A 23,797-nucleotide genomic window follows, 5' to 3' on the forward strand; every position below is an offset into this window, starting at 1 on the left:
ACAACAAGAAAGGCATTGCAGGAGCGCTCCATGATTCGGCTCACCGCTGAACTCACCCCGGCTGGCACCAGTTACCTGGCGACCGGCCAAGGCCAGCCCGTGGTCTTGATCCACGGCGTGGGCCTGAACAAAGAAATGTGGGGCGGGCAGATTGTCGGCCTCGCCAGCCAGTACCAGGTGATCGCCTACGACATGCTCGGCCACGGCGCCAGTCCGCGCCCGGCCAGCGGCACCGACCTGCTCGGTTACGCCGATCAGTTGCTCGAGCTGCTCGATCACCTGAATCTGCCCCAGGCAGCGGTGATCGGTTTCTCCATGGGCGGTCTGGTCGCGCGGGCCTTCGCCCTGCACTACCCGGAGCGCCTGCAAAGCCTGGTGGTGCTGAACAGCGTGTTCAACCGCAGCGAAGAACAGCGTGCCGGTGTCATCGCACGCACTGCGCAGGCTGCCGAGCATGGCCCGGACGCCAACGCCGAAGCCGCCCTGTCACGCTGGTTCAGCCGTGAATATCAGGCGGCCAACCCGGCGCAGATCGCCGCGTTGCGCCAGACCTTGGCCAACAACGATCCGCAGGGTTACCTGACCACCTACGAATTGTTCGCCACCCAGGACATGTACCGCGCCGACGACCTGAGCAGCATTCAGGCGCCGACACTGATCGCCACTGGCGAACTCGACCCCGGTTCGACCCCGGAAATGGCCGAGCAACTGGCCCGACGCATCCCCGCTGCGAAGGTTGCCGTGCTGCCCGAGCAACGGCATATGATGCCGGTAGAGTCGCCGCGTCTGGTCAACCAGATGCTGCTGGAATTTCTCCAATTCGCACACTCCCGACAAAACCATATAAAGGGGATCGTTGCATGACACTCGCACGCTTCCAGATGTGCATCGGCGGAGACTGGGTCGACGCCCTCTCCGGCAAGACCTTCGAAAGCCTCAACCCGGCCTCCGCGCAAGCCTGGGCGGAACTGCCCGACGCCGATGAAGCGGACGTCGAACGCGCCGTGCAAGCAGCGCAAACTGCTTTTGACAGCCCGGCGTGGCGCGGTCTGACCGCCACTGCGCGCGGCAAACTGCTGCGCCGCCTCGGTGATCTGATCGCAGAAAACAAGGAACACCTGGCGCAGCTTGAAAGCCGCGACAACGGCAAGCTGATCCGCGAAACCCGTGGCCAGGTCAGCTATCTGCCGGAGTTCTTCCACTACACCGCAGGCCTCGCCGACAAGCTTGAAGGCGGCACCCTGCCGCTGGACAAGCCCGATCTGTTTGCCTACACCGTGCACGAAGCCATGGGTGTGGTTGCCGCGATCATTCCGTGGAACAGCCCGCTGTACCTGACGGCGATCAAACTGGCCCCGGCCCTGGCCGCCGGCAACACGATTGTGATCAAGCCGTCCGAGCACGCCTCGGCGACCATTCTCGAGCTGGCGCGTCTGGCCCTCGAAGCCGGAATTCCGCCGGGCGTGGTCAACGTCGTCACCGGTTACGGCCCGAGCACTGGCGCCGCCCTCACCCGCCATCCGCTGATCCGCAAGATCGCCTTCACCGGCGGCGCGGCGACGGCACGGCATGTGGTGCGCAGCAGCGCCGAGAACTTCGCCAAGCTGTCGCTGGAGCTGGGCGGCAAGTCGCCGAACATCATTTTTGCCGACGCCGATCTCGACAGCGCGATCAACGGCGCGATTGCCGGGATCTACGCAGCGTCCGGGCAGAGTTGCGTGTCCGGTTCGCGCTTGCTGGTGCAGGACGAAATCTACGACGAATTCGTCAATCGTCTGGTCGAGCGCGCCCAGCGCATCCGCATCGGCAACCCGCAGGAAGACCACAGTGAAATGGGGCCGATGGCCACCGCGCAGCAACTGGCGGTGGTCGAAGGTCTGGTCGCCGATGCGATCGCCGAAGGCGCGCGTTTGCGCACCGGTGGCAAGCGTCCGGCGGATCTCGGCGAAGGCTGGTTCTACGAGCCGACGCTGTTCGAGTGCGACCGCAATTCGATGAAGATCATGCAGGAAGAAGTCTTCGGCCCGGTGGCTTCGGTGATTCGTTTCAAAGACGAAGCCGAAGCACTGGCGATCGCCAACGACTCGCAGTTCGGCCTCGCCGCCGGCATCTGGACCCGTGACCTCGGCCGCGCCCATCGTCTGGCGCGTGATGTGCGCTCGGGGATTATCTGGGTCAACACTTACCGCGCAGTGTCGGCGATGGCGCCGATCGGCGGCTTCAAGAACAGTGGCTATGGACGCGAAAGCGGCATCGACTCGGTGCTGGCCTACACCGAACTGAAAACGGTGTGGATCAACCTCTCCCAGGCGCCAATGCCTGATCCGTTTGTGATGCGCTAGGAGTCCTGCGAAATGATCGAACCCGGCATTTACAAAGACGTCATGAGCTCGTTCCCGTCCGGCGTCACGGTGGTCACCACCCTCGACCCGGACGGCGGCATCGTCGGTATCACCGCCAGCGCGTTCAGCGCGCTGTCGATCGACCCGGCGCTGGTGCTGTTCTGCCCTAACTATGCGTCCGACACCTACCCGGTACTGCGCGACAGCAAGAAATTCGCCATCCATTTGCTCTCCGCCGAGCAGACCGCCGAAGCCTACGCGTTCGCCGGCAAGGGCAAGGAAAAGGCCAAGGGCATCGAGTGGCACTTGAGCGATTTGGGCAACCCGATTCTGGCCAAGGCCACGGCGATCATCGAGTGCGAGTTGTGGCGTGAATACGACGGCGGCGATCACGCGATCATTGTCGGCGCAGTGAAGAACCTGATCCTGCCCGAGCAACCGGTGACGCCGATGATTTATCACAAAGGCAAGCTCGGCCCGTTGCCGACTCTGGCCTGAAGCGACAATGCAAAACCCTGTGGGAGCTGGCTTGCCAGCGATGGCGACGGAACATTCAACATCAATGCTGACTGAACTACCGCTATCGCTGGCAAGCCAGCTCCCACAGGATTGAGGTGAGGCGAAAGAAATGAGTAACGAGAAGTATGAAAAAGGTCTGAAAATCCGCACCCAGGTATTGGGCGAAGCCTACGTGCAGCGCTCGATAGACAACGCCGACGATTTCACCCGTCCGCTGCAGGAAATGGTCACCGAATACTGCTGGGGACATGTCTGGGGGCGTGAGGGTCTGTCGCTCAAGGAACGCAGCATGATCAACCTGGCGATGATCTCCGCGCTCAACCGCCCGCATGAACTCAAGCTGCATGTGCGTGGCGCCTTGCGTAACGGCCTGAGTCGTGAGCAAATACGCGAAATTCTGCTTCAGGTCGGCATTTATTGCGGCGTTCCGGCGGCCGTGGACAGTTTCCGGCTGGCCCGTGAAGCCTTTGCCGAAGCCGACGCCGAGGCCTCCAGTTAACCCTCGGCTGTTTTGATGCCCGTCTGGCATGGACAGCCAAGCTCAAGAGCGGACCCCATGAAACGCCAGCCACTCGACGACAGCTTCAAGGTCAATCGCAACCCCGTTACCCTGCGCGAAATCGTGCTGGACAAACTGCGTAGCGCGATCATGAATTTCCAGCTCATGCCAGGCGATCGCCTGGTCGAACGCGACCTCTGTGATCGCCTCGGCGTCAGCCGCACTTCGGTGCGCGAAGCCTTGCGTCACCTTGAATCCGAAGGTCTCGTCGAATTCGCCGACGCCAAAGGCCCGCGCGTAGCCATCATCACCCTCGACGACGCCGTCGATATCTACGAATTGCGTTGCGTGCTCGAAGGCTTGATCGTGCAGTTGTTCACCCTGCGTGCCAAAGCCAAGGACATCAAGGCCCTGGAAAAAGCCCTCGATGACAACCGCAAGGCGTTGAAGGACGGCGAGCTGCAACAGGTGATCGACTCGGTGCAGGGCTTCTACGACGTGCTGCTCGAAGGCTCGGGCAACCATGTCGCCGCCACGCAATTGCGTCAGTTGCAGGCGCGCATCAGCTATCTGCGCGCGACCTCGGTCTCCCAAGAAAACCGACGCGGCGCGAGTAATCACGAGATGGAAAAAATGGTCGAGGCGATCAAGAGCGGCGATCCGCTGGCGGCGCATCAGGCCTGTGTGGATCACGTCCGCGCGGCCGCCGCCGTGGCCCTCGATTACCTCAAGCGCAAACAGGAAGAAACCGGCGTCGCCGTCAAAGGCACCCCGGCGATCACCCTGCCGATCGCGCTGAAAGAACCCCGCATAGGTCAATGACATGTTCAGCCCGAGCTTTTGTCCGAAATGCGGTGGCCCTGACCTCGGTCAGCAGACGCCGCCGGGCGATACGCACGAGCGCCTGATGTGCCGCGGCTGCGGTTATATCCACTACGTCAATCCGAAGATCATTGCCGGCTGCATCATTGAGCAGGACGGCAAATACCTCCTGTGCCAACGGGCGATCCCCCCGCGCCCGGGCACCTGGACGCTGCCGGCCGGTTTCATGGAAAGCGGTGAAACCACCGAGCAGGCGGCGCTGCGCGAAGTCTGGGAAGAAAGCGGCGTGCGCGCGGAAATCGTCTCGCCGTATTCGATCTTCAGCGTGCCGAAGATCAGCGAGGTGTACATCATCTTCCGCGCCATCGCCCTGGAGATCACCGGGCAGTACGGACCGGAGACCATGGATTACAAGTTCTTCGCCCCTGAAGACATTCCTTGGGAGCAGATCTATTACCCGGCGATCCGGCAGATTCTCGAGCGCTATATCGAAGAGCGCCAGGCTGGGGTTTACGGGATTTACATGGGCAATGATGACAGCGGCAAGATCCATTTCATGCGCTGATCACCACCTATACCCCTGTGGGAGCGAGCCTGCTCGCGAAGGCGTCGTGTCAGTCGATACAAATGTTGAATGATCGAACGCATTCGCGAGCAGGCTCGCTCCCACATAGTTTGGTGGTGTGGCTCAGTTCGGGGCGATGCCTTCTACGATGATGATCTCCGCCCTCGCCCATTCTTCGCGGTAACTTTTCGCCTCCTGATACGCCGCCGAGCGATAGCACGCCACGGCCTGTTCGTAGCTGTCGAACTCGATGATCACTGTGCGCTGCGGCGTCTGCCGGCCTTCCAGCGCTTCGCTGCGCCCGCCTCTGGCGAGAAACTTGCCGCCGAATGCGGCAATCGCCTGCGGGGTGCGCTGGGTGTATTGGCTGTAGTGCTCGGCATCGGCTATATCCACATGTGCAATCCAGTACGCCTTCATAGTGACCTCTTTGTTGATTTTGTATTATGGTATACCAATATATTTCCAACGAACCCTGAGAGTCCAGCATGGCCTTCAACAGCATCGAAGAAATCATCGAAGATTATCGCCTCGGCAAAATGGTCCTGCTGGTCGATGACGAAGACCGCGAGAACGAAGGCGACCTGCTGCTGGCTGCCGATCGCTGCACACCGGAGGCTATCAGCTTCATGGCCCGCGAGGCACGCGGGCTGATCTGCCTGACCCTGACCGACGAACATTGTCAGCGTCTGGGCCTGGAGCAAATGGTACCCGCCAACGGCAGTGTGTTCAGCACTGCATTTACCGTGTCGATCGAAGCGGCGGTCGGCGTGACGACCGGCATTTCCGCAGCAGATCGCGCGTGCACCGTGGCCGCCGCCGTCGCGCCGAATGCCCGTGCCGAAGACCTGGTGCAGCCCGGTCACATCTTCCCGTTGCGCGCCAAGGAAGGTGGCGTGCTGACCCGCGCCGGGCACACCGAAGCCGGTTGCGATCTGGCGCGCCTGGCCGGTTTCACCCCCGCCTCGGTGATTGTCGAAGTGATGAACGACGACGGCACCATGGCCCGCCGCCCGGATCTGGAGCAGTTCGCGCGCAAGCACGGGATCAAGATCGGCACCATTGCCGACCTGATCCACTACCGCCTGAGCACCGAGCACACCATTGAACGCATCGGCGAACGTGAGCTGCCGACGGTGCATGGCACGTTCCGTTTGATCACCTTCGAGGATCGCATCGAAGGCGGTGTGCACATGGCGATGGTCATGGGCGATCTGCGCCGTGAAGAACCGACGCTGGTGCGCGTGCATGTGATCGATCCGCTGCGCGACCTGGTCGGCGCCGAGTACAGCGGGCCGACGAACTGGACGCTGTGGGCAGCGTTGCAACGGGTCGCGGCGGAAGGTCATGGAGTTGTGGTCGTGCTGGCCAATCATGAATCGTCGCAGGCATTGCTCGAGCGCGTGCCGCAGTTGACCCAGCCGCCACGGCAGTTCAGCCGTTCGCAATCGCGGATTTATTCCGAGGTCGGGACTGGGGCGCAGATTCTGCAGAACCTTGGGGTTGGCAAGCTGCGGCACCTCGGGCCACCGCTGAAGTATGCGGGGTTGACCGGGTATGACCTTGAGGTGGTTGAGAGCATCCCTTTCACTGAATAAGCCTGCTATCGATAATCCCCTGTGGCGAGGGGATTTATCCCCGTCGGGCTGCGAAGCGGCCCCGATTCCTGCCAACGCGATCCGCCAGAAATATCGCATGTCCCGCTTTCAGGGCTGCTCCGCAGCCCAACGGGGATAAATCCCCTCGCCACAGTTTCATTCGCTACACATTTGGATGAAGGCCGGAAAAACAGATCCGCCAGATAACCGGTAAGGCAAAGTGCTTGCACAAAGTTTGGAATACCATAATATGATATTCCATAGACCTGACGACGTGAAAAAGCGTCCAGCTACTGCTCCCGACAGGCGGGCAACAACGCAAGGCCCGCTCAAAAACACAACAATGAGGGCGTGAACATGGTGTTGAACAAAGCTGCAACCGCGATCTTTTTCGCGGGACTGCTCAGCGTTACCGGCCAGGCTGCAATGGCTGCCGAAAGCGTGAATTTTGTCAGCTGGGGCGGTAGCACCCAGGATGCGCAGAAACAGGCCTGGGCCGATCCGTTCAGCAAGGCCAGCGGCATCACCGTCGTCCAGGACGGCCCCACCGACTACGGCAAACTCAAAGCCATGGTCGAAAGCGGCAACGTGCAGTGGGACGTGGTCGATGTCGAAGCCGACTTCGCTCTGCGCGCCGCTGCCGAAGGCCTGCTCGAACCCCTCGATTTCAAAGTGATCCAGCGCGACAGGATCGACCCGCGCTTTGTCAGCGATCACGGCGTCGGTTCATTCTTCTTCTCCTTTGTCCTCGGCTACAACGAAGGCAAGCTCGGCGCCAACAAGCCGCAGGACTGGAGCGCGCTGTTCGACACCAAGACCTACCCGGGCAAGCGCGCCCTGTACAAATGGCCAAGCCCCGGCGTGCTCGAACTGGCGCTGCTGGCCGACGGCGTTGCGGCTGACAAGCTCTACCCGCTGGATCTGGATCGCGCCTTCAAGAAACTCGACACCATCAAGAAAGACATCGTCTGGTGGGGCGGCGGCGCGCAGTCGCAGCAACTGCTGGCGTCCGGCGAAGCGAGCATGGGCCAGTTCTGGAACGGTCGGGTGCACGCCCTGCAGGAAGACGGCGCACCGGTCGGCGTGAGCTGGAAGCAGAACCTGGTCATGGCCGACATTCTGGTCATTCCCAAAGGCTCGAAAAACAAAGATGCGGCGATGAAGTTCCTCGCCAATGCCAGCAGCGCCAAAGGTCAGGCCGACTTCTCCAACCTGACCGCCTACGCGCCGGTCAACCTCGACAGTGTGGAGCGTCTGGATTCGACGCTGGCCCCCAACCTGCCGACGGCTTACGCCAAGGATCAGATCACCCTTGATTTCGCTTACTGGGCCAAGAACGGTCCGGCTATCGCGACACGGTGGAACGAATGGCTGGTCAAATGAAAATCGCGGCCACTGCGCCTCGTCCTTCCACTGCCACCGGGAGCGCCGCTGGCGCTACCGGTTCGGCGTTTAAACAACGCTGGCGCGGCGCTGGCAACCTCGTCCCGGCGCTGCTGTTCCTCGGCCTGTTCTTTCTTGCGCCGTTGATTGGCCTGCTGTTGCGCGGTGTGCTGGAACCTGTGCCGGGTCTCGGCAACTACGAACAACTGTTCGCCAATTCGGCCTATGCGCGAGTGCTGCTCAACACCTTTTCGGTGGCCGGGCTGGTGACGCTGTTCAGCCTGCTCTTGGGCTTTCCGCTGGCTTGGGCGATCACCCTGGTGCCGCGCGGCTGGGGGCGCTGGATCCTCAACATCGTGCTGCTGTCGATGTGGACCAGCCTGCTCGCCCGCACCTATTCGTGGCTGGTGTTGCTGCAAGCCTCGGGCGTAATCAACAAGGCGCTGATGGCGATGGGCATCATCGATCAGCCGCTGGAAATGGTGCACAACCTCACCGGCGTGGTGATCGGCATGAGCTACATCATGATCCCGTTCATCGTGCTGCCGTTGCAGGCAACCATGCAGGCCATCGACCCGATGATCCTGCAGGCCGGCTCGATCTGCGGCGCCAGTCCGTGGACCAACTTCTTCCGGGTGTTCCTGCCGCTGTGCCGGCCGGGTCTGGCCTCCGGCGGTTTGATGGTGTTCGTGATGTCGCTCGGTTACTACGTCACCCCCGCGCTGCTCGGCGGGGCGCAGAACATGATGCTGCCGGAGTTCATCATTCAGCAGGTGCAATCGTTCCTCAACTGGGGCCTGGCCAGTGCCGGCGCCGCGTTGCTGATCGCAATCACCCTGGTGCTGTTCTACTTCTACCTGAAGCTTCAACCGGAATCCCCGGTTGGCGCCAGTAACGCGAGGTAAGCCGACATGCTCCTGACCCCCAATGCCATGAGCCGGCGCATGCGTTTCGGCCTCTACGCCACTACCGGGCTGATCGGTCTGTTCCTGCTGTTGCCGATCGTGTTCATCGTGCTGCTGTCGTTCGGCTCCTCGCAGTGGCTGGTGTTCCCTCCGCCGGGCTGGACGCTGAAATGGTACGGCCAGTTCTTCTCCAATCCCGACTGGATGAACGCCGCTGCCGCCAGCCTAAAAGTTGCCGTGCTGACCACGATCTGCGCCGTGGCCCTCGGTTTGCCAACCGCGTTTGCGCTGGTGCGCGGACGCTTCCCCGGCCGCGAGATGCTCTACGGCCTGTTCACCCTGCCGATGATCGTGCCGCTGGTGATCATTGCCGTGGCGGTGTATGCGCTGTTTCTCAAACTCGGCTACACCGGGACCATGTTCGCCTTCGTCGTCAGCCATGTGATCGTCGCGCTGCCATTTACCATCATCTCGATCATCAACTCGCTGAAGCTGTTCGATCAGTCGATTGAAGACGCGGCGGTAATCTGCGGTGCCTCGCGCTTGCAAGCGGTGTTCAAGGTGACGTTCCCGGCGATCCGTCCGGGCATGGTCGCCGGCGCCCTCTTCGCCTTTCTCGTTTCGTGGGACGAAGTGGTGCTCAGCGTGATGATGGCAAGCCCGACTCTGCAAACCCTTCCCGTGAAAATGTGGACCACCCTGCGCCAGGACCTGACCCCGGTGATCGCCGTCGCTTCGACGCTGCTGATCGGCCTGTCAGTGTTGGTCATGGTGATCGCCGCCGCCCTGCGCCGGCGCAACGAAATCAGCGCCTGAGCGCCCAGGAGTACGACATGAGTGCCGTGATCAAAGACGCATCCCAGCAGAGCGACAAACCCCTGGTCAGCCTGCGCAACCTGAACAAGCACTACGGCGATTTCGCTGCCGTCGACAATATCTCGCTGGACATCAAGGACGGTGAATTCCTCACGTTCCTGGGCTCCAGCGGCTCGGGCAAAAGCACCACGCTGTCGATGCTCGCCGGTTTTGAAACACCGAGCAGCGGCGAGATCCTCGTCAACGGCCAGTCGCTGGTCAACGTGCCGCCGCACAAGCGCGACATCGGCATGGTTTTTCAGCGTTACTCGCTGTTCCCGCATCTGTCGGTGCGCGACAACATCGCCTTCCCTTTGGCGATCCGTAAACTGGCTGCCGCCGAGCGCGAAAAGCGCGTCGATGCGATGTTGAAGCTGGTGCAGCTTGAGCAGTTCGCCCATCGCCGCCCTTCGCAACTGTCTGGCGGCCAGCAACAACGGGTTGCCATCGCTCGCGCCTTGGTTTACGAGCCGCGCATTCTGCTGATGGACGAACCGCTCGGTGCGCTGGACAAGAAGCTGCGCGAAGACTTGCAGGATGAACTGCGCCAGCTGCACCGGCGCCTGGGCATCACCATCGTCTACGTGACCCACGACCAGGAAGAAGCCATGCGTCTGTCGCAACGCATCGCGATTTTCAGCCACGGCAAGATTGTCGGGCTGGGCAGTGGTTATGACCTTTACCAGAATCCGCCGAATGCATTTGTCGCGTCGTTCCTGGGTAATTCGAACTTCCTCAAGCTCAAGGCGCAAGGCAATGCAGCGGCGAGTTTCGAGGGCCAGTCGTTGTCGATTCGGCTGACGTCCGGGTTGCACACTGATCAGGATGTGCTGCTGATGGTGCGTCCGGAAAAGGCCTTGGCGCTGAGCACGCAGCAGGCGCTGGATGAGCCGCTGGCAGCGGGCTGGAATGAGGTGTCGGCGAACGTTGTGGAGGTGCTGTTTCTCGGTGAAAGCCAGACGTGCAGCGTGGTGACTGCGGGCGGGACGTCGATGACGGTGAAAGCGCTATCGGCAGCGGGCATGCCGCTCAAGGCCGGCGATCCGGTACGGGTGCGCTGGGCGACGGCGGATGCTTGTGTTTATACCGAGTGGACCGAGAGCGATTTGAACAAGGCTGCCGGTGCTCACTGATTGCGCTGAGTCAGTTGGATCTACCCCCTCACCCCAGCCCTCTCCCCCACGGGGGGCGAGGGGGAAAGGGAGCCGATCTTCATGCTGTTCAAAATGTAAGTTCGACTCGGTATCGCACGTCGGCGTATCTCGCAACAACACCTCGGTCAGTCCCCTCTCCCATTGGGAGAGGGCTAGGGTGAGGGCAAGCAGGCGACACGGTATTAGCCAATGGCCCGGTACCCTTCAATCTCATCCGGCCAAGCCGTCAGCAATTCAAACCCGCTCTCCGTCACCGCGACCATATGCTCCCACTGCGCCGACAAGGAGCCATCCTTGGTCAGCACCGTCCAGCCATCCGGCATGTTCTTGACATGGCGTTTGCCGGCATTGAGCATCGGTTCCACGGTGAAAATCATCCCGGCCTTAAGCTTCAGCCCTTGATTGGGAAAGCCGTAATGCAGGATCTGCGGTTCGTCGTGATAGACCTTGCCGATACCGTGGCCGCAGTATTCGCGCACCACGCTGAAGCCCTCCGCCTCCGCCAGGCTCTGGATCGCGTGGCCGATATCGCCCAGTGTTGCGCCCGGTTTCACTGCACGGATGCCCGCGCACATGGCTTCGTAGGTGGTCTTGATCAGGTGCTGCGCTTCGGGAGTCGCCTCGCCCACCACATACATGCGACTGGTATCGCCGAACCAGCCGTCCTTGATCACCGCGATGTCGAGGTTGACGATGTCGCCGTCTTTCAATGGAGTACCCGATGGAATGCCGTGGCACACCACATCGTTGACCGACGCGCAGACGGTTTTCGGAAAGCCGTGATAACCGACGTTGGCTGGCACCGCCTTCTGCACGTTGACGATGTAATCGTTGCACAGTCGATCCAGCTCATCGGTGGTCACGCCAGCCTTCACATGCGGCACCAGCATTGCCAGCACTTCAGCGGCGAGTTTGCCGGCGGCGCGAGATTTTTCGATGTCGGCCGGGGTGTTGATCTTGATCTGGTTTCTCATGCGCTGACGGCTTCCTGAGTCAGTTGTTGCAGATCCAGCCCACCATTCTGTTCGGCGCGGATCAGCAGGCGGCAAATGGCGCTGTGGTCGAGGTTGGGATGCAGCTCGGCGAGCATGCCGATGCGCATCCAGTGCTCGGCCTGCGCGTTGATCGAGCGGCTGAGGGCGTTGCTGGAGATGCGCAGGTTCTCGTGCATGTCCTCTGAGATTTTTACGATGCCCATATATGAATCCGATACGATGTGTATATGGAACGTATATTAGCCAAGCTTACCCTCGGATTGCAAACGCTTCGCCACGCAAACACGCACCCGTGTAGGAGCTGCCGAAGGCTGCGATCTTTTGATCTTGCCCGTTAAAGACCAGATCAAAAGATCGCAGCCTTTGGCAGCTCCTACCAAAGCAGATTCGGCTCCCCATCAGCGGCCTGATCGACTACCATGCCCGCGCCGGTTTCCACACGGAATTAATAGGGAATCCGAGATGCTCCACGCATCAATCGGAACTGCCCCCGCAACTGTAGGTGCCGAGCCTGCTCCTCGACTGCCACTGGGTGAACCCCGGGAAGGCCGGAGCGTGGCGATGACGCATCAGTCAGGAGACCTGCCGGCACAGTGACTGACCAACCGGCGGGGTGTCCGGGAAGGACATCGTGCCGTGCGCATTTTCCCCGTGCCGGCCTTGCGTAGTTTCCACGACCGCGCCCGAGGTGTGTTTCCAAACCGTACCCGCCCGCTCCCGTACGGTTCCCCTGGAGACTGCCCCATGCTGCTGCCCCGCGTTGCCACCCTGCTCACCGCTCTGAGCCTTTGCCCCCTGGCGCAAGCGGCGCCGACTGCGTATCCGCTGACCGTCGAAAACTGTGGCAGCAGCCTGACCTTTCAACACGCGCCTGCGCGCACGGTGACCATTGGCCAGGCCGGCACGGAAATGCTCTACGCCTTGGGTCTGGGCGACAAAGTCGTCGGCACTTCGCTGTGGTTCAACGATGTGCTGGGCACATACAAAGCACAGAACGACAGGATCGAGCGCCTCGCCGACAACGAGCCGAGTTTCGAAGCGGTGATCGCCAAACGCCCGGAGCTGGTTGCCGTCGAGCTGGAATGGATGGTCGGCCCGCAAGGCGCGGTCGGCACCCGCGAGCAGTTTCATGAACTGAAGATTCCGACCTATCTGCTGCCCTCCGATTGCGAAGCCAAGGACAACCTCGTCGGTTCGGACGGCACGCGGCTGGCGCCGTTTCGCATCGACAGCATCTACAAAAGCGTGAGCCAACTGGCGGCGATTTTCGACGTGCAGGCGCGTGGCGAACAGCTCAATGAGCAGCTCAAAGCCAGCCTCGCGCAATCGATCGCCACCGCGAAAAACCAGCAGCGCAAAGACGTCAGCGCTCTGGTGTGGTTCTCCAGCGCCGAGATGGACATCGAGCCTTTCGTGGCCGGGCACAAAGGCGTTCCCGATTTCATGCTCAGCACCCTCGGCGTGCGCAACGTCGTCGAGTCGGATGAAGAATGGCCAACGGTCGGCTGGGAAACCATCGCCAAGGCCAACCCGACGTTTCTGGTGATCGCGCGCATGGATCGTCGACGTTTCCCGGCGGACGACTATCAGAAGAAACTCGCCTTCCTGCGCAGTGATCCGGTGACGCGCAACATGGACGCGGTCAAGCACAACCGCATCATCATCCTTGACGCCATGGCCATGCAGGCCAGCCTGCGCACCTTCGACGGCCTCGCACAACTGGCCAGCGCGATCAACGGCTACGACCTGTCGCCATGAGCAGACGCCTGATCCGTTTGCTGCTGGTGCTGTTGACGCTGTCGGTCGCGCTGATCGGCGGCGTGGCCATTGGCGAGACTTCGATCGAGCCGAGCGTGGTGTTGCAGGTGCTGGCCAACAAGCTGTGGGGCGCCGGTTATGTGCTCGACCCGATCGACGAAGGCATTGTCTGGAACTATCGCCTGACCCGCGCGCTGGTCGCGGCGGCCTGCGGCGCCGGTCTGGCGACCTGTGGCGTAATCCTGCAGTCGCTGCTGCGCAATCCGTTGGCCGATCCGTATCTGCTGGGAATTTCTGCTGGCGCCTCGACCGGCGCGGTGATGGTCGCCCTGCTCGGCGTCGGTGCCGGGGCGATTTCATTGTCGGTCGGTGCTTTTGCCGGCGCGGTGACCGCTTTCGCACTGGTGATCCTGTTGGCGCGAGTCAGCGGCTCGGCCAGCGGCACCGGGCAGATCATTCTGGCCGGGATTGCCGGCTCGCAGCTGTTCAACGCCCTCACCGCTTTTCTGATCACCCGCTCGGCCAGCTCGGAACAGGCGCGCGGGATCATGTTCTGGCTGCTCGGCAATCTCGGCGGCGTGCGCTGGCCGTCGGTGTGGCTGGCGGTGCCGGTGGCAGTGTTGGGGTTGGTTGTTTGTCTGTGGCATCGCCGGGCGCTGGATGCGTTCACCTTTGGTGCGGACTCGGCGGCGTCTCTCGGCATTCCAGTGCGACGTGTGCAAATTCTGTTGATTGGCTGCGCCGCGCTGGTGACGGCGGTGATGGTGTCGATTGTCGGCTCGATCGGCTTTGTCGGTCTGGTGATTCCCCATGCCGCGCGGTTGTTGCTCGGCACCGGCCATGCGCGTCTGCTGCCGGCCAGTGCGTTGGGCGGCGCAGTGTTTCTGATCGCCGCCGATGTGCTGTCACGCACCCTGATCAAGGGTCAGGTGATTCCTGTCGGCGTGATTACCGCGCTGGTCGGCGCGCCAGTGTTCGCGCTGATTCTGGTGGGCCGGAGATCGGCGCGATGAACACGGTTCTGAGTTGTGCGGGTGTGGGCTTCAAGGTGCGCGGTGCCGAGTTGCTCAATGGTGTCAGCCTCGATGTCCAGCGCGGCGAGACCCTGGGCATTGTCGGGCCGAACGGTTCGGGTAAATCCACGCTGCTGAAACTGCTCGCTGGCCTGCGCGAACCGAGCGCAGGTCAGGTGCAGCTCGACGGTCGGACGCTGGGCAAGATGTCGCGGCGCACTATCGCGCAGACGCTCGCGGTGGTTGAGCAACAGGCCGATACCGACGATGGCATTCGCGTGTTCGACGCGGTGGCGCTGGGGCGGACGCCGTGGTTGTCGGCGCTGCAACCATGGTCGCCGGCCGATGACGCCATCGTCGAGCAAGCGCTGGTCGACGTCGACGCCGTGCACCTGCGCACCCGCCTCTGGCGCAGCCTTTCCGGCGGGGAACGCCAACGCGTGCACATCGCCCGCGCACTGGCGCAGCGCCCGCAGATCCTGCTGCTCGACGAGCCGGCCAACCACCTCGACATCCAGCATCAGTTGAGCATTCTGCAAGTGGTGCGCGCACTGCCGGTGACTACGCTGATCGCCCTGCACGATCTCAATCAGGCGCTCAAGTGCGATCGCCTGGGGGTGCTGGAGCGCGGGCGTCTGGTGGCACTGGGCGAGCCGCTGCACGTGCTGACGCCGGAGCGGTTACAGACGACTTTCGGGGTCAGGGCGCACTATCTGACAGACCCGTTCGATGGTGCGCCGATATTGCGCTTCCTTGCCTGATGCATGGGTGGCTGACACACCGCTTTCGCGAGCAGGCTCGCTCCCACAAAGGATTTGTGTGTTGCCGTGAATGACGGGGAGAACGCGAGTTCTGTGGGAGCGAGCCTGCTCGCGAAGGCGTCAGGTCATCCAACATGGTGTCGATTGACACACCGCTTTCGCGAGCAGGCTCGCTCCCACAGGGTTATGTATTCCAGGGCGGTAAAGGGTCAGGCCCACTCTTTGCGCAGTTGCCGCGCGGCGCTGACCATGTGCACCAGCGCCGCTTCGGTCTCTGGCCAGCCTCGGGTTTTCAACCCGCAATCCGGATTGACCCACAGCCGCTCCACCGGAATACGCTGCGCCGCTTTGCGCAGTAAACCGACCATTTCCGTCACATCGGGAATCCGTGGCGAGTGAATGTCGTACACGCCGGGGCCGACGTCGTTCGGGTAGGCGAACGCTTCAAACGCTTCGAGCAGTTCCATGTCCGAACGCGAGGTTTCGATGGTGATGACATCGGCGTCCATCGCCGCGATCGACTCGATCACATCGTTGAACTCGCTGTAGCACATGTGCGTGTGGATTTGCGTTTCGTCGCGCACGCCGGAGGCGCACAGGCGGAACGCTTCGCTCGCCCAGTGCAGATACGCCGGCCACTGCGCCCGGCGTAACGGCAAGCCTTCACGGAACGCCGCTTCGTCGATCTGGACGATTTTGATTCCCGCCGCTTCCAGATCATTCACCTCGTCACGGATCGCCAGCGCCAGTTGTCGTGCCTGCACTTCGCGGCTGACGTCTTCGCGCGGGAACGACCACATCAGCATGGTCACCGGGCCGGTCAGCATGCCTTTCATGACCTTGTCGGTTAGGCCTTGGGCGTAGCGGCTCCACTCGACCGTCATCGCCTGCGGGCGGCTGAGGTCACCGAAAATCACCGCCGGTTTGACGCAGCGCGAACCGTAGCTCTGCACCCAGCCAAAGCGGGTGAAGGCATAGCCGTCGAGCTGTTCGGCGAAGTATTCGACCATGTCGTTGCGCTCGGCCTCACCGTGCACCAGCACATCCAGGCCGAGGCGCTCTTGAATTTCCACCGCGTGGCGAATCTCCGTGTGCATCGCATCGGTGTAATCGGCCGCGCTGAGCTTGCCTTGCTTGTAGGCCTGACGCGCCAGACGGATCGCCGCCGTTTGCGGAAACGAGCCAATGGTGGTGGTCGGGAATAACGGCAGGTCGAGCTTGCCGCGCTGTTTGGCAATACGCTGGGCAAACGGCGATTGGCGTTGCGCATCCTTGGCAGTGATCGCCGCGACCCGCGCTTGCACCGCCGGTTTGTGAATACGCGGCGAGGCAGCGCGGCTGGTCTGCACCGAACGGCTTTGCGCGAGGGCACGCAGTACCTTCGGCGCTTCCGGCTCGCTGACCGCTTGAGCGAGCACGGCGACCTCTTCGCACTTCTGCACGGCGAACGCCAGCCAGCTTTTCAGTTCGGCATCGAGCTGGTCTTCGCGGCCCAGATCAACCGGGCTGTGCAGCAATGAACAGGACGGTGCTACCCACAATCGATCACCCAGACGCTCATGAGCATGGCGCAGCGTCGCCAGCGCGTTTTGCAGATCGCAGCGCCAGACGCTCCGACCGTTGACCACACCCAACGACAGCACCTTATAAGCCGGCAGACGATCCAGAATGGTCGGGTACTGATCCGGCGCGCGCACCAGATCGATGTGCAAGCCATCGACAGGCAGGTTCGCCGCCAGACCGAGGTTTTCTTCCAGGCCACCGAAGTACGTGGCGAGCAGTTTTTTCAGCGGATCGCGCTGGATCTGGTTGTAGGCGCGCTCGAAGGCATTCTTCCAGTCCTGCGGCAAATCGAGCACCAGAATCGGCTCGTCGATCTGCACCCACTCCACACCCAATGCCGCCAGCCGCGCGAAGATCTGGCCGTACAGCGGCAGCAGGCGATCAAGCAAATCGAGCTTGTCGAAATCGGCGCCTTTGGTTTTACCCAGCCACAGATAGGTCAGCGGACCGATGATCACCGGTTTGACGTTGTGCCCCAGCGCGCGGGCCTCTTCGGTTTCCTCAAACAACTGCTCCCAACCCAACTGGAAGTGCTGGTCGACACTGAATTCCGGTACCAGGTAGTGATAGTTGGTATCGAACCACTTGGTCATTTCCTGAGCATGGCCTTCGCCGCAGCAAGTATTGCTGACGCCTCGGGCCATGCTGAACAGGGTCTGCAGCGTGGCTTTGCCGTCGTGCGGACGGAAACGCTCGGGGATCACGCCGAACATCAGCGAGTGGGTCAGCACCTGGTCGTACCAGGCGAAATCGCCAACCGGCAGCAAGTCGATGCCGGCGTTTTTCTGCAAGTCCCAATGGACCTTGCGCAGCTCACGCCCGACGTCACGCAGGCCCGCCTCGTGCAGTTCTCCTTTCCAGAACGCCTCTTGCGCTTTCTTCAGTTCGCGATCGCGACCGATGCGCGGAAATCCAAGGGAATGGGCCAGTGCCATGACAAACAACTCCAGATGCTTATTCGATGGCGGGTATTGTCGGGAACCGGTCTTGATGAAACAAACTCAATAAATTCTAGATCATCACAAGTTCTACTCATGCACAGGCGCCCCGTAGGAGCTGCCGAAGGCTGCGATCTTCTGGCCGTAGGGACGCAGAGCGTCCAAGGCTGCATTCCCACGCGGAACGTGGGAACGATCAGAACACGTCAGGGCAACATGCAAGTTTTCGTTCTATCGTTAGATCCAAATGGCTGGATTTTCCAAGGATTAGAGGTTGCGAGAGGGGATGTCTGCGCCTAAGTTGCACGCGAGTCTTTTCCCCGCGATTGGAACGCGATCAACACCATAAAGAGGTGAAGAAATGTCAAAGGAATCACGCCCTGCCGTGCTTGGGCTGATAGGCAATACTCCGCTGGTGCAGGTCACCCGCTTCGATACCGGACCGTGCACGCTGTTTCTCAAACTCGAATCGCAGAACCCTGGCGGCTCGATCAAGGACCGTATCGGTCTGGCGATGATCGACGCTGCCGAACGTGACGGCCGCCTGCAACCGGGCGGGACGATTGTCGAGGCCACTGCCGGCAATACCGGTCTGGGTCTGGCGCTGGTCGGTCGCGCCAAAGGCTATCGCGTAGTGCTGGTGGTACCGGACAAGATGTCCACCGAGAAGGTCCTGCACTTGAAGGCCATGGGCGCCGAAGTGCACATCACTCGTTCTGACGTCGGCAAGGGCCATCCCGAGTATTACCAGGACGTCGCCGCCCGTTTGGCCAAGGACATCCCCGGGGCGTTTTTCGCCGACCAGTTCAACAATCCCGCCAACCCGCTGGCCCATGAATGCAGCACCGCGCCAGAAATCTGGGCGCAGACCGAACATGATCTGGACGCCATTGTCGTCGGCGTCGGTTCGGCCGGCACGCTGACCGGGCTGAGTCGCTTCTTCAAGCGCGTGCAACCGGATCTGGAAATGGTCCTGGCCGATCCGGTCGGCTCGGTGATGGCGCAATACAGCCGCGACGGCACCTTGCCGACGCCCGGTTCGTGGGCAGTCGAGGGCATCGGCGAAGACTTCATTCCGTCGATCACCGACCTCTCCAGCGTGCGTCACGCCTACTCGATCAGCGACGCGGAAAGCTTCGATCATGCACGCCAGTTGCTCAAGGCCGAGGGCATTCTCGGCGGCTCATCGACCGGCACCCTGTTCGCTGCCGCGCTGCGTTATTGCCGCGAACAGACCGAGCCGAAACGCGTGGTCAGCTTTGTCTGCGACACCGGCACGCGCTACCTGTCGAAGGTCTACAACGACCAGTGGATGACCGATCAGGGCCTGTTGCAACGCAAGGGCTACGGCGACTTACGCGACTTGATCGCACGGCGTTTCGAGGACGGCCGGGTGATCAGCGTCGGCCCTGACGACACCCTGCTCACGGCCTTCCAGCGCATGCGTCTGGCGGACGTTTCGCAATTGCCGGTGCTGGTCGAAGGCAAGCGACTGGTGGGCGTGATCGACGAGTCCGACATCCTCCTCGGCGTCCACGAAGACGCCGCGCGCTTCAGCCAGTCGGTGTCCAGCGTGATGACCGACAAACTGCAAACCCTCGCCCCGGCTGCGACCCTGGCCGAGCTGGAAGCGGTGCTCAGCCGTGGCCTCGTCGCGATCATCGCCGACGCCTCCGGCTTCCACGGCCTGATCACCCGCACCGACATGCTCAACCAATTACGGAGATCCCTTGCATGAGTCAGCACGACGATAAATCCAAAGGCTTTGCCACCCGGGTGATCCACGCCGGGCAAGAGCCTGACCCGACCACCGGCGCGCTGATGCCGCCGATCTATGCCAACTCCACCTACCTGCAAGACAGCCCCGGCGTGCACAAGGGGTTCGACTACGGCCGCTCGCACAACCCGACGCGCTTCGCGCTGGAGCGCTGCGTCGCCGACCTCGAAGGCGGCACCCGCGCGTTCGCCTTCGCCTCGGGGCTGGCGGCGATCTCCACGGTGTTGGAACTGCTCGACGCAGGCTCGCACATCGTTTCCGGCAATGACTTGTACGGCGGCACCTTCCGCCTGTTTGACAAGGTCCGTCAGCGCAGTGCCGGGCACCGTTTCAGCTTCGTCGACCTGACCGATCTGTCGGCGTTCGAAGCCTCGCTGCAGGACGACACGCGCATGGTCATGGTCGAAACCCCTACCAACCCGCTGCTGAGCCTGTCGGATCTGGCCGCCATTGCGCGCATCTGCCGCGCGCGGGGGATCATCTGCGTCGCCGACAACACTTTTGCCAGCCCGTACATCCAGCGCCCACTGGAGCTGGGCTTCGACATCGTCCTGCACTCGACCACCAAATACCTCAACGGCCACTCCGACGTGATCGGCGGCATTGCCGTGGTCGGACAGAACGACGAGCTGGCGGAAAAACTCGGTTTCCTGCAAAACGCCGTCGGGGCGATTTCCGGGCCGTTCGATGCATTCCTCACCCTGCGCGGGGTGAAGACTTTGGCGCTGCGCATGGAACGTCATTGCAGCAACGCCCTGGATCTGGCGCAGTGGCTGGAACAGCAACCGCAGGTCAAACGCGTCTACTATCCGGGCCTGACCTCGCACCCGCAGCACGAACTGGCCAAGCGGCAAATGCGCGGTTTTGGCGGGATGATTTCTGTTGATCTGAACAGCGACCTGGCCGGTGCGCGGCGCTTTCTGGAAAACGTGAAGATCTTTGCGTTGGCCGAAAGCCTCGGTGGCGTGGAAAGCTTGATCGAGCATCCGGCGATCATGACCCACGCGACGATTCCACCGGAGACGCGCGCCAAGCTTGGTATTGGCGATGGCTTGGTGCGGTTGTCGGTCGGAGTTGAAGACGTTGAAGACCTGCGCGCCGATCTGGCTCAGGCACTGGCAAGAATGTAAACAGCTCCACCCAAAGAAGCCCGCGCAATGCGGGCTTCGTCTTTTTTTGTCCGTCGATCTTTCTGCCGTGGCAGTTCCCGAGGCCGATCCTATACTCAATCGGCTCGATCAAAATTATCTCGACACCCGCACGCCGTTCGGTGTGCCCGTGCCTTTCGCCAACCAGGTAGAACCCAAGCCAGTGAGTCGTGGCGTCTGTATGCATCGCGCGCGATTGATCGCTGTTTGGCAACGGGTCGTGGAGAAAACCATGAAATACAAGTTGTTGTCAGGCGTGCTTCTTGCGGTAGCGGCCAGCGTTGTGGTGCCGAATGTCTTGGCGGCGCAACCGCAGGCGTTGGCTTCGGATGGGGCTGATCATGTTGGCGCCGGCGCAGTGGCCGCCGATGGCGCCGATCGTGTCGGTGCCGGCGCGGTGGCTGCCGATGGCGCTGATCGTGTCGGTGCCGGCGCGGTGGCTGCCGATGGCGCTGATCGTGTCGGCGCTGGCGCAGTGGCTGCCGATGGCGCTGATCGTGTCGGCGCAGGTGCAGTCGCTGCCGATGGTGCTGATCGCGTCGGCGCGGGCGCGGTGGCTGCCGATGGTGCTGATCGTGTCGGCGCTGGCGCAGTGGCTGCCGATGGCGCTGATCGTGTCGGCGCTGGCGCAGTGGCTGCCGATGGCGCTGATCGTGTCGGTGCCGGAGCATTGGCAGCGGATGGGGCCGACCGCACCGGCGTCAACCGAGTGGCCTACTCCCGGGTCGGAGTCGGTTCTGATCGCGTGGCATCGGCGCTGATGACCGGCAGCTATTCCGACCAGTTCAACAGCCCACAATAATCGCCGCGAAATAACGGGCGAGCTTCTGAGCCGCCCGTTTACATCGGCCTTTACAGCATCTGTTCAACCGCTGCGCCTTGTCGATCACGCAGGGCGCGCAGCGTCGCGCGTAACTCGGCCGGGCGCACAGGTTTCGACAGAATCGCAATCTGCCGGTCATGCAAGGCAGCCTGAATCTTCTCGACGTCATGCCCGGTGATGATCATCGCCGGCACGGCCCAGCCGCGCTGCCTGCGCACTTCATCGATGCATTCGATACCCGTGGCGTGGGTGCCGAGGTCATAGTCGGCGACGATGATGTCGCAGTCGGTGACCAGGCCTTCAGCTGACCACTCGGCCTGCACCACGCAGCCCCAGCGTTCGAGCAACGCCGAAGTCGCGAGCAACACGTTGCGGTCATCCTCGACCAGACACACCTTCAGCCCGGTCAACAAACCTGCCTGCCGCGCTTCACTGCGAACCACCGGTGACTGCGGCGCCGCCACGATCGGCAACCCCGCAAGCGTCACAGCGGTGCCGCGTCCCAACCGTGAACGCAGAGCAACGTGCACATCGATCAGTTCACCAAGACGCTTGATGATCGACAGGCCCAGCCCGACGCCCTCGACATCTTTGTCGCGCACTTGCCGTACCCGATAAAACTCCTCGAAGACCTTGTGCAGATGCTCTTCGGCAATGCCGTTGCCACGGTCATGGATGACGATGGCCAGCCCTGCCCCACGTCTACGCACGCCGATCAGCACAGGTCGTTGCGCGCCGTATTTGAAGCAGTTGGAGAGCACGTTCTGCACCATGGTCGCGAGCAGCGCCGGGTCGGTTCTGACCCAGTGGTTGCACGGTCGCAGCCGCAGCTCGACGCCTGCCCAACGGGCCGCTTCCTGGTGTTGGCGTATCAGATCCGCAAGCCATTCACCGAGATTCAGCGTTTGCATTTTCGCTTCGATCCGACCGTTATCGAGGGTGTAGAGGTCGAGAATCGAGCGGAACAATTGCGAGACGTTGAGCAGTGAGCGGTCGATGTTATCGACCAGCCGCCGCTCGTCATCGCCCAGGCGCGACTCTCGCAGACACGCGGTAAACAGTCCGATGGAATGAATTGGCTGACGCAAGTCATGACTGGCCTGCGCCAGAAACCGCGACTTTTCCAGGTTAGCCGCCAGCGCTTCTTCCGACGCCTTGCGCGTGCGCTCAAGCAGCAAGTGCGCATAAAACGGAATCACCGTGCTGGTGATCAGCAGCATCAGCACCATGAACGGCTGCGCCTGCCAATACGGCGTCAGGCGATAGACCACCAGCAGCGCCACCAATGCAAGGCCGGTGGCGATTGCCAGATAGCGCGAGCCGTAGCGCATGCCGTTGCCGAGATTGACCCAGACCATCACCGCATACAACGGCAGCGCCGCTTCGCCGCCGATCACCAGTCCAAAACAGGTGCCGGTGTAATCGTGGACCATGGCAAAAATCCGCCGCGCCGGATAATGCCCGGGCCAACGCGCAATGGCTTGGCGGAACGCGATCGAAGCCAGCAGAAACAAGACAATGTAAGTGATGACCGGCAGGTAGGTATCGAAGCGATGGCCCGGCAGAAAACCCAGCACGACCATGTAAACCACCGCAATGGCAGCGATGATAATGCGCAGGTTGGCCTGGTCGAGTTCGGTATTTTTTTCGAACTTCATGGTAAACGTCCTTGTGCAGCAATCGTCAGTTTCGGAAGCAGCCTACAGGCAACCTTCGCGTCCAGTGCTAAGGTGCAGGCCTTGAATCACGCCTGACCCAGGGAGGGTCGCGTCATGACGTGCCGGATCATCATAGCCGACGATCACCCGCTGTTTCGCGAGGCGATGCTGCGCACCGTGCAGCGCTTGCTGCCCGATGCCGATACCTGCGAGGCCGGCGACTTCGACGCGGTGCTCAAGCTGCTGTCACAGGGCGACGAGCCGGACACGCTGATGCTCGATCTGCGTTTTCCCGGACTGACCTGCATCACTCAACTCGCCGACTTGCGAAGACGATTGCCGCGCACCACGCTGATCGTGGTGTCGATGGTTGACGATCAGACGCTGATCAGTGAAGTCATGGCGGCGGGCATTGACGGTTTTATCGGCAAGAACATTGCGCCGGATGAAATCGGCCAGGCAATTCTGGCGATCCGTGAAGGTGAGGTGCTGGTGAAGTCGGCGCCGTCCGGCTTGTTGCCGCTGGAAACCGCGACGACGCTGACGCCGCGTCAGCAGGACGTGCTGCGGTTGATTGCGCAAGGCAAGACCAACAAGGAAATCGCCCGTGAACTGGATATTTCGCCGTTCACGGTGAGGATCCATGTGTCTTCGTTGTTGCGCACGCTGGACGTGCCGACGCGAGCGGCAGCGGCGGTCAAGTATTCGGGGCTGTGAACCC

Annotated in this window: 22 protein-coding genes, 1 pseudogene and 1 riboswitch; of the genes and pseudogenes, 18 read left to right on the forward strand and 5 right to left on the reverse strand. The window is 61.8% G+C overall.

Going from position 1 to position 23,797, the window contains the following annotated elements; genetic code table 11:
- The first annotated feature begins 30 nt into the window (after positions 1-30).
- The 6 genes from AB4N41_RS23545 (at position 31) to AB4N41_RS23570 (ending at position 4,747) form a co-directional block, all read left to right on the forward strand.
- Positions 31-864, forward strand: coding sequence for an alpha/beta fold hydrolase (locus tag AB4N41_RS23545; protein WP_130927338.1), 834 nt, complete (start codon positions 31-33; stop codon positions 862-864).
- The gene (locus AB4N41_RS23550; protein WP_042606772.1) at positions 861-2,342 is read left to right on the forward strand and encodes an aldehyde dehydrogenase; all 1,482 of its coding nucleotides are present in this window, start codon (positions 861-863) and stop codon (positions 2,340-2,342) included. Before AB4N41_RS23545 ends, AB4N41_RS23550 begins: the two co-directional genes overlap by 4 nt.
- Positions 2,343-2,354: 12 nt before the next feature.
- Positions 2,355-2,840 carry a flavin reductase family protein gene (locus tag AB4N41_RS23555; protein WP_071172702.1) on the forward strand — a complete coding sequence of 162 codons (486 nt, stop codon included), beginning with the start codon at positions 2,355-2,357 and terminating at the stop codon, positions 2,838-2,840.
- Between the two features lie 130 nt (positions 2,841-2,970).
- On the forward strand, positions 2,971-3,360 hold the full coding sequence (locus tag AB4N41_RS23560) for a carboxymuconolactone decarboxylase family protein (RefSeq protein WP_027613073.1): 390 nt from the start codon (positions 2,971-2,973) through the stop codon (positions 3,358-3,360).
- A 57-nt stretch (positions 3,361-3,417) separates the two neighbouring features.
- Positions 3,418-4,182: a GntR family transcriptional regulator gene (locus AB4N41_RS23565; protein WP_016775014.1), complete on the forward strand. Its 765-nt coding sequence runs from the start codon at positions 3,418-3,420 to the stop codon at positions 4,180-4,182.
- A gap of 1 nt (position 4,183) precedes the next feature.
- Positions 4,184-4,747, forward strand: coding sequence for an NUDIX hydrolase (locus tag AB4N41_RS23570; RefSeq protein WP_150635080.1), 564 nt, complete (start codon positions 4,184-4,186; stop codon positions 4,745-4,747).
- 123 nt (positions 4,748-4,870) lie between these two features.
- Here the strand turns inward: AB4N41_RS23570 and AB4N41_RS23575 are convergent, their stop codons facing one another.
- Entirely contained in the window at positions 4,871-5,167 is a 297-nt protein-coding gene (locus AB4N41_RS23575) for a DUF1330 domain-containing protein (protein ID WP_236169613.1), read from the reverse strand.
- Positions 5,168-5,235: 68 nt separating this feature from the next.
- Here AB4N41_RS23575 and ribBA point away from each other — a divergent pair, with 68 nt between their 5' ends.
- The 5 genes from ribBA (at position 5,236) to AB4N41_RS23600 (ending at position 10,621) form a co-directional block, all read left to right on the forward strand.
- A complete protein-coding gene (ribBA, locus tag AB4N41_RS23580) occupies positions 5,236-6,345 on the forward strand; it encodes a bifunctional 3,4-dihydroxy-2-butanone-4-phosphate synthase/GTP cyclohydrolase II (RefSeq protein WP_016775017.1) in 1,110 nt (369 codons plus the stop codon).
- 357 nt (positions 6,346-6,702) lie between these two features.
- Complete coding sequence (locus AB4N41_RS23585; RefSeq protein WP_016775018.1) at positions 6,703-7,728, forward strand: ABC transporter substrate-binding protein; 1,026 nt, start codon at positions 6,703-6,705, stop codon at positions 7,726-7,728.
- Positions 7,725-8,633, forward strand: a complete 909-nt coding sequence (locus AB4N41_RS23590; protein ID WP_064363445.1) for an ABC transporter permease — start codon at positions 7,725-7,727, stop codon at positions 8,631-8,633. Before AB4N41_RS23585 ends, AB4N41_RS23590 begins: the two co-directional genes overlap by 4 nt.
- Before the next feature lie 6 nt (positions 8,634-8,639).
- Positions 8,640-9,449, forward strand: coding sequence for an ABC transporter permease (locus tag AB4N41_RS23595; RefSeq protein WP_007918021.1), 810 nt, complete (start codon positions 8,640-8,642; stop codon positions 9,447-9,449).
- 17 nt (positions 9,450-9,466) lie between these two features.
- The gene (locus tag AB4N41_RS23600) at positions 9,467-10,621 is read left to right on the forward strand and encodes an ABC transporter ATP-binding protein (protein ID WP_016775021.1); all 1,155 of its coding nucleotides are present in this window, start codon (positions 9,467-9,469) and stop codon (positions 10,619-10,621) included.
- Positions 10,622-10,824: 203 nt separating this feature from the next.
- Here the strand turns inward: AB4N41_RS23600 and map are convergent, their stop codons facing one another.
- On the reverse strand, positions 10,825-11,616 hold the full coding sequence (map, locus tag AB4N41_RS23605) for a type I methionyl aminopeptidase (protein WP_460138097.1): 792 nt from the start codon (positions 11,614-11,616) through the stop codon (positions 10,825-10,827).
- Positions 11,613-11,840 carry a ParD-like family protein gene (locus tag AB4N41_RS23610; RefSeq protein WP_007918027.1) on the reverse strand — a complete coding sequence of 76 codons (228 nt, stop codon included), beginning with the start codon at positions 11,838-11,840 and terminating at the stop codon, positions 11,613-11,615. The genes map and AB4N41_RS23610 overlap by 4 nt, the downstream gene beginning before the upstream one ends.
- A gap of 209 nt (positions 11,841-12,049) precedes the next feature.
- A riboswitch (cobalamin riboswitch) is annotated at positions 12,050-12,241 on the forward strand.
- A gap of 140 nt (positions 12,242-12,381) precedes the next feature.
- Between AB4N41_RS23610 and AB4N41_RS23615 the strand changes: the two genes are divergently transcribed.
- The 3 genes and pseudogenes from AB4N41_RS23615 to AB4N41_RS23625 form a co-directional block, all read left to right on the forward strand.
- Entirely contained in the window at positions 12,382-13,395 is a 1,014-nt protein-coding gene (locus AB4N41_RS23615; protein WP_460138098.1) for an ABC transporter substrate-binding protein, read from the forward strand.
- Positions 13,392-14,408, forward strand: coding sequence for a FecCD family ABC transporter permease (locus AB4N41_RS23620; protein ID WP_041480056.1), 1,017 nt, complete (start codon positions 13,392-13,394; stop codon positions 14,406-14,408). The genes AB4N41_RS23615 and AB4N41_RS23620 overlap by 4 nt, the downstream gene beginning before the upstream one ends.
- Positions 14,409-14,500: 92 nt before the next feature.
- Positions 14,501-15,169: pseudogene (locus AB4N41_RS23625) on the forward strand (ABC transporter ATP-binding protein); the annotation flags it as partial.
- A 209-nt stretch (positions 15,170-15,378) separates the two neighbouring features.
- On the opposite strand, the gene metE reads toward AB4N41_RS23625, so the two are convergent.
- A complete protein-coding gene (gene metE / locus AB4N41_RS23630) occupies positions 15,379-17,667 on the reverse strand; it encodes a 5-methyltetrahydropteroyltriglutamate--homocysteine S-methyltransferase (RefSeq protein WP_460138099.1) in 2,289 nt (762 codons plus the stop codon).
- A 364-nt stretch (positions 17,668-18,031) separates the two neighbouring features.
- Here metE and AB4N41_RS23635 point away from each other — a divergent pair, with 364 nt between their 5' ends.
- From AB4N41_RS23635 to AB4N41_RS23645, 3 genes are all read left to right on the forward strand, one after another.
- On the forward strand, positions 18,032-19,408 hold the full coding sequence (locus AB4N41_RS23635) for a pyridoxal-phosphate dependent enzyme (RefSeq protein ID WP_460138101.1): 1,377 nt from the start codon (positions 18,032-18,034) through the stop codon (positions 19,406-19,408).
- Positions 19,405-20,577 carry a cystathionine gamma-synthase gene (locus tag AB4N41_RS23640; protein ID WP_460138103.1) on the forward strand — a complete coding sequence of 391 codons (1,173 nt, stop codon included), beginning with the start codon at positions 19,405-19,407 and terminating at the stop codon, positions 20,575-20,577. The genes AB4N41_RS23635 and AB4N41_RS23640 overlap by 4 nt, the downstream gene beginning before the upstream one ends.
- A gap of 250 nt (positions 20,578-20,827) precedes the next feature.
- Complete coding sequence (locus tag AB4N41_RS23645) at positions 20,828-21,397, forward strand: hypothetical protein (protein ID WP_460138104.1); 570 nt, start codon at positions 20,828-20,830, stop codon at positions 21,395-21,397.
- A 50-nt stretch (positions 21,398-21,447) separates the two neighbouring features.
- Here the strand turns inward: AB4N41_RS23645 and AB4N41_RS23650 are convergent, their stop codons facing one another.
- Entirely contained in the window at positions 21,448-23,076 is a 1,629-nt protein-coding gene (locus tag AB4N41_RS23650) for an ATP-binding response regulator (RefSeq protein WP_460138106.1), read from the reverse strand.
- Positions 23,077-23,190: 114 nt separating this feature from the next.
- Here AB4N41_RS23650 and AB4N41_RS23655 point away from each other — a divergent pair, with 114 nt between their 5' ends.
- On the forward strand, positions 23,191-23,793 hold the full coding sequence (locus AB4N41_RS23655; RefSeq protein ID WP_236169602.1) for a LuxR C-terminal-related transcriptional regulator: 603 nt from the start codon (positions 23,191-23,193) through the stop codon (positions 23,791-23,793).
- Positions 23,794-23,797: the final 4 nt, after the last annotated feature.

The sequence above is a fragment of the Pseudomonas sp. S2_A10 genome, from assembly GCF_054668465.1.

Coding starts and splice junctions, on each gene's coding strand:
- AB4N41_RS23545 (WP_130927338.1), top strand. CDS start 31: ATGATTCGGCTCACCGCTGAACTCACCCCGGCTGGCACCAGTTACCTG.
- AB4N41_RS23550 (WP_042606772.1), top strand. CDS start 861: ATGACACTCGCACGCTTCCAGATGTGCATCGGCGGAGACTGGGTCGAC.
- AB4N41_RS23555 (WP_071172702.1), top strand. CDS start 2,355: ATGATCGAACCCGGCATTTACAAAGACGTCATGAGCTCGTTCCCGTCC.
- AB4N41_RS23560 (WP_027613073.1), top strand. CDS start 2,971: ATGAGTAACGAGAAGTATGAAAAAGGTCTGAAAATCCGCACCCAGGTA.
- AB4N41_RS23565 (WP_016775014.1), top strand. CDS start 3,418: ATGAAACGCCAGCCACTCGACGACAGCTTCAAGGTCAATCGCAACCCC.
- AB4N41_RS23570 (WP_150635080.1), top strand. CDS start 4,184: ATGTTCAGCCCGAGCTTTTGTCCGAAATGCGGTGGCCCTGACCTCGGT.
- AB4N41_RS23575 (WP_236169613.1), bottom strand. CDS start 5,167: ATGAAGGCGTACTGGATTGCACATGTGGATATAGCCGATGCCGAGCAC.
- ribBA (WP_016775017.1), top strand. CDS start 5,236: ATGGCCTTCAACAGCATCGAAGAAATCATCGAAGATTATCGCCTCGGC.
- AB4N41_RS23585 (WP_016775018.1), top strand. CDS start 6,703: ATGGTGTTGAACAAAGCTGCAACCGCGATCTTTTTCGCGGGACTGCTC.
- AB4N41_RS23590 (WP_064363445.1), top strand. CDS start 7,725: ATGAAAATCGCGGCCACTGCGCCTCGTCCTTCCACTGCCACCGGGAGC.
- AB4N41_RS23595 (WP_007918021.1), top strand. CDS start 8,640: ATGCTCCTGACCCCCAATGCCATGAGCCGGCGCATGCGTTTCGGCCTC.
- AB4N41_RS23600 (WP_016775021.1), top strand. CDS start 9,467: ATGAGTGCCGTGATCAAAGACGCATCCCAGCAGAGCGACAAACCCCTG.
- map (WP_460138097.1), bottom strand. CDS start 11,616: ATGAGAAACCAGATCAAGATCAACACCCCGGCCGACATCGAAAAATCT.
- AB4N41_RS23610 (WP_007918027.1), bottom strand. CDS start 11,840: ATGGGCATCGTAAAAATCTCAGAGGACATGCACGAGAACCTGCGCATC.
- AB4N41_RS23615 (WP_460138098.1), top strand. CDS start 12,382: ATGCTGCTGCCCCGCGTTGCCACCCTGCTCACCGCTCTGAGCCTTTGC.
- AB4N41_RS23620 (WP_041480056.1), top strand. CDS start 13,392: ATGAGCAGACGCCTGATCCGTTTGCTGCTGGTGCTGTTGACGCTGTCG.
- metE (WP_460138099.1), bottom strand. CDS start 17,667: ATGGCACTGGCCCATTCCCTTGGATTTCCGCGCATCGGTCGCGATCGC.
- AB4N41_RS23635 (WP_460138101.1), top strand. CDS start 18,032: ATGTCAAAGGAATCACGCCCTGCCGTGCTTGGGCTGATAGGCAATACT.
- AB4N41_RS23640 (WP_460138103.1), top strand. CDS start 19,405: ATGAGTCAGCACGACGATAAATCCAAAGGCTTTGCCACCCGGGTGATC.
- AB4N41_RS23645 (WP_460138104.1), top strand. CDS start 20,828: ATGAAATACAAGTTGTTGTCAGGCGTGCTTCTTGCGGTAGCGGCCAGC.
- AB4N41_RS23650 (WP_460138106.1), bottom strand. CDS start 23,076: ATGAAGTTCGAAAAAAATACCGAACTCGACCAGGCCAACCTGCGCATT.
- AB4N41_RS23655 (WP_236169602.1), top strand. CDS start 23,191: ATGACGTGCCGGATCATCATAGCCGACGATCACCCGCTGTTTCGCGAG.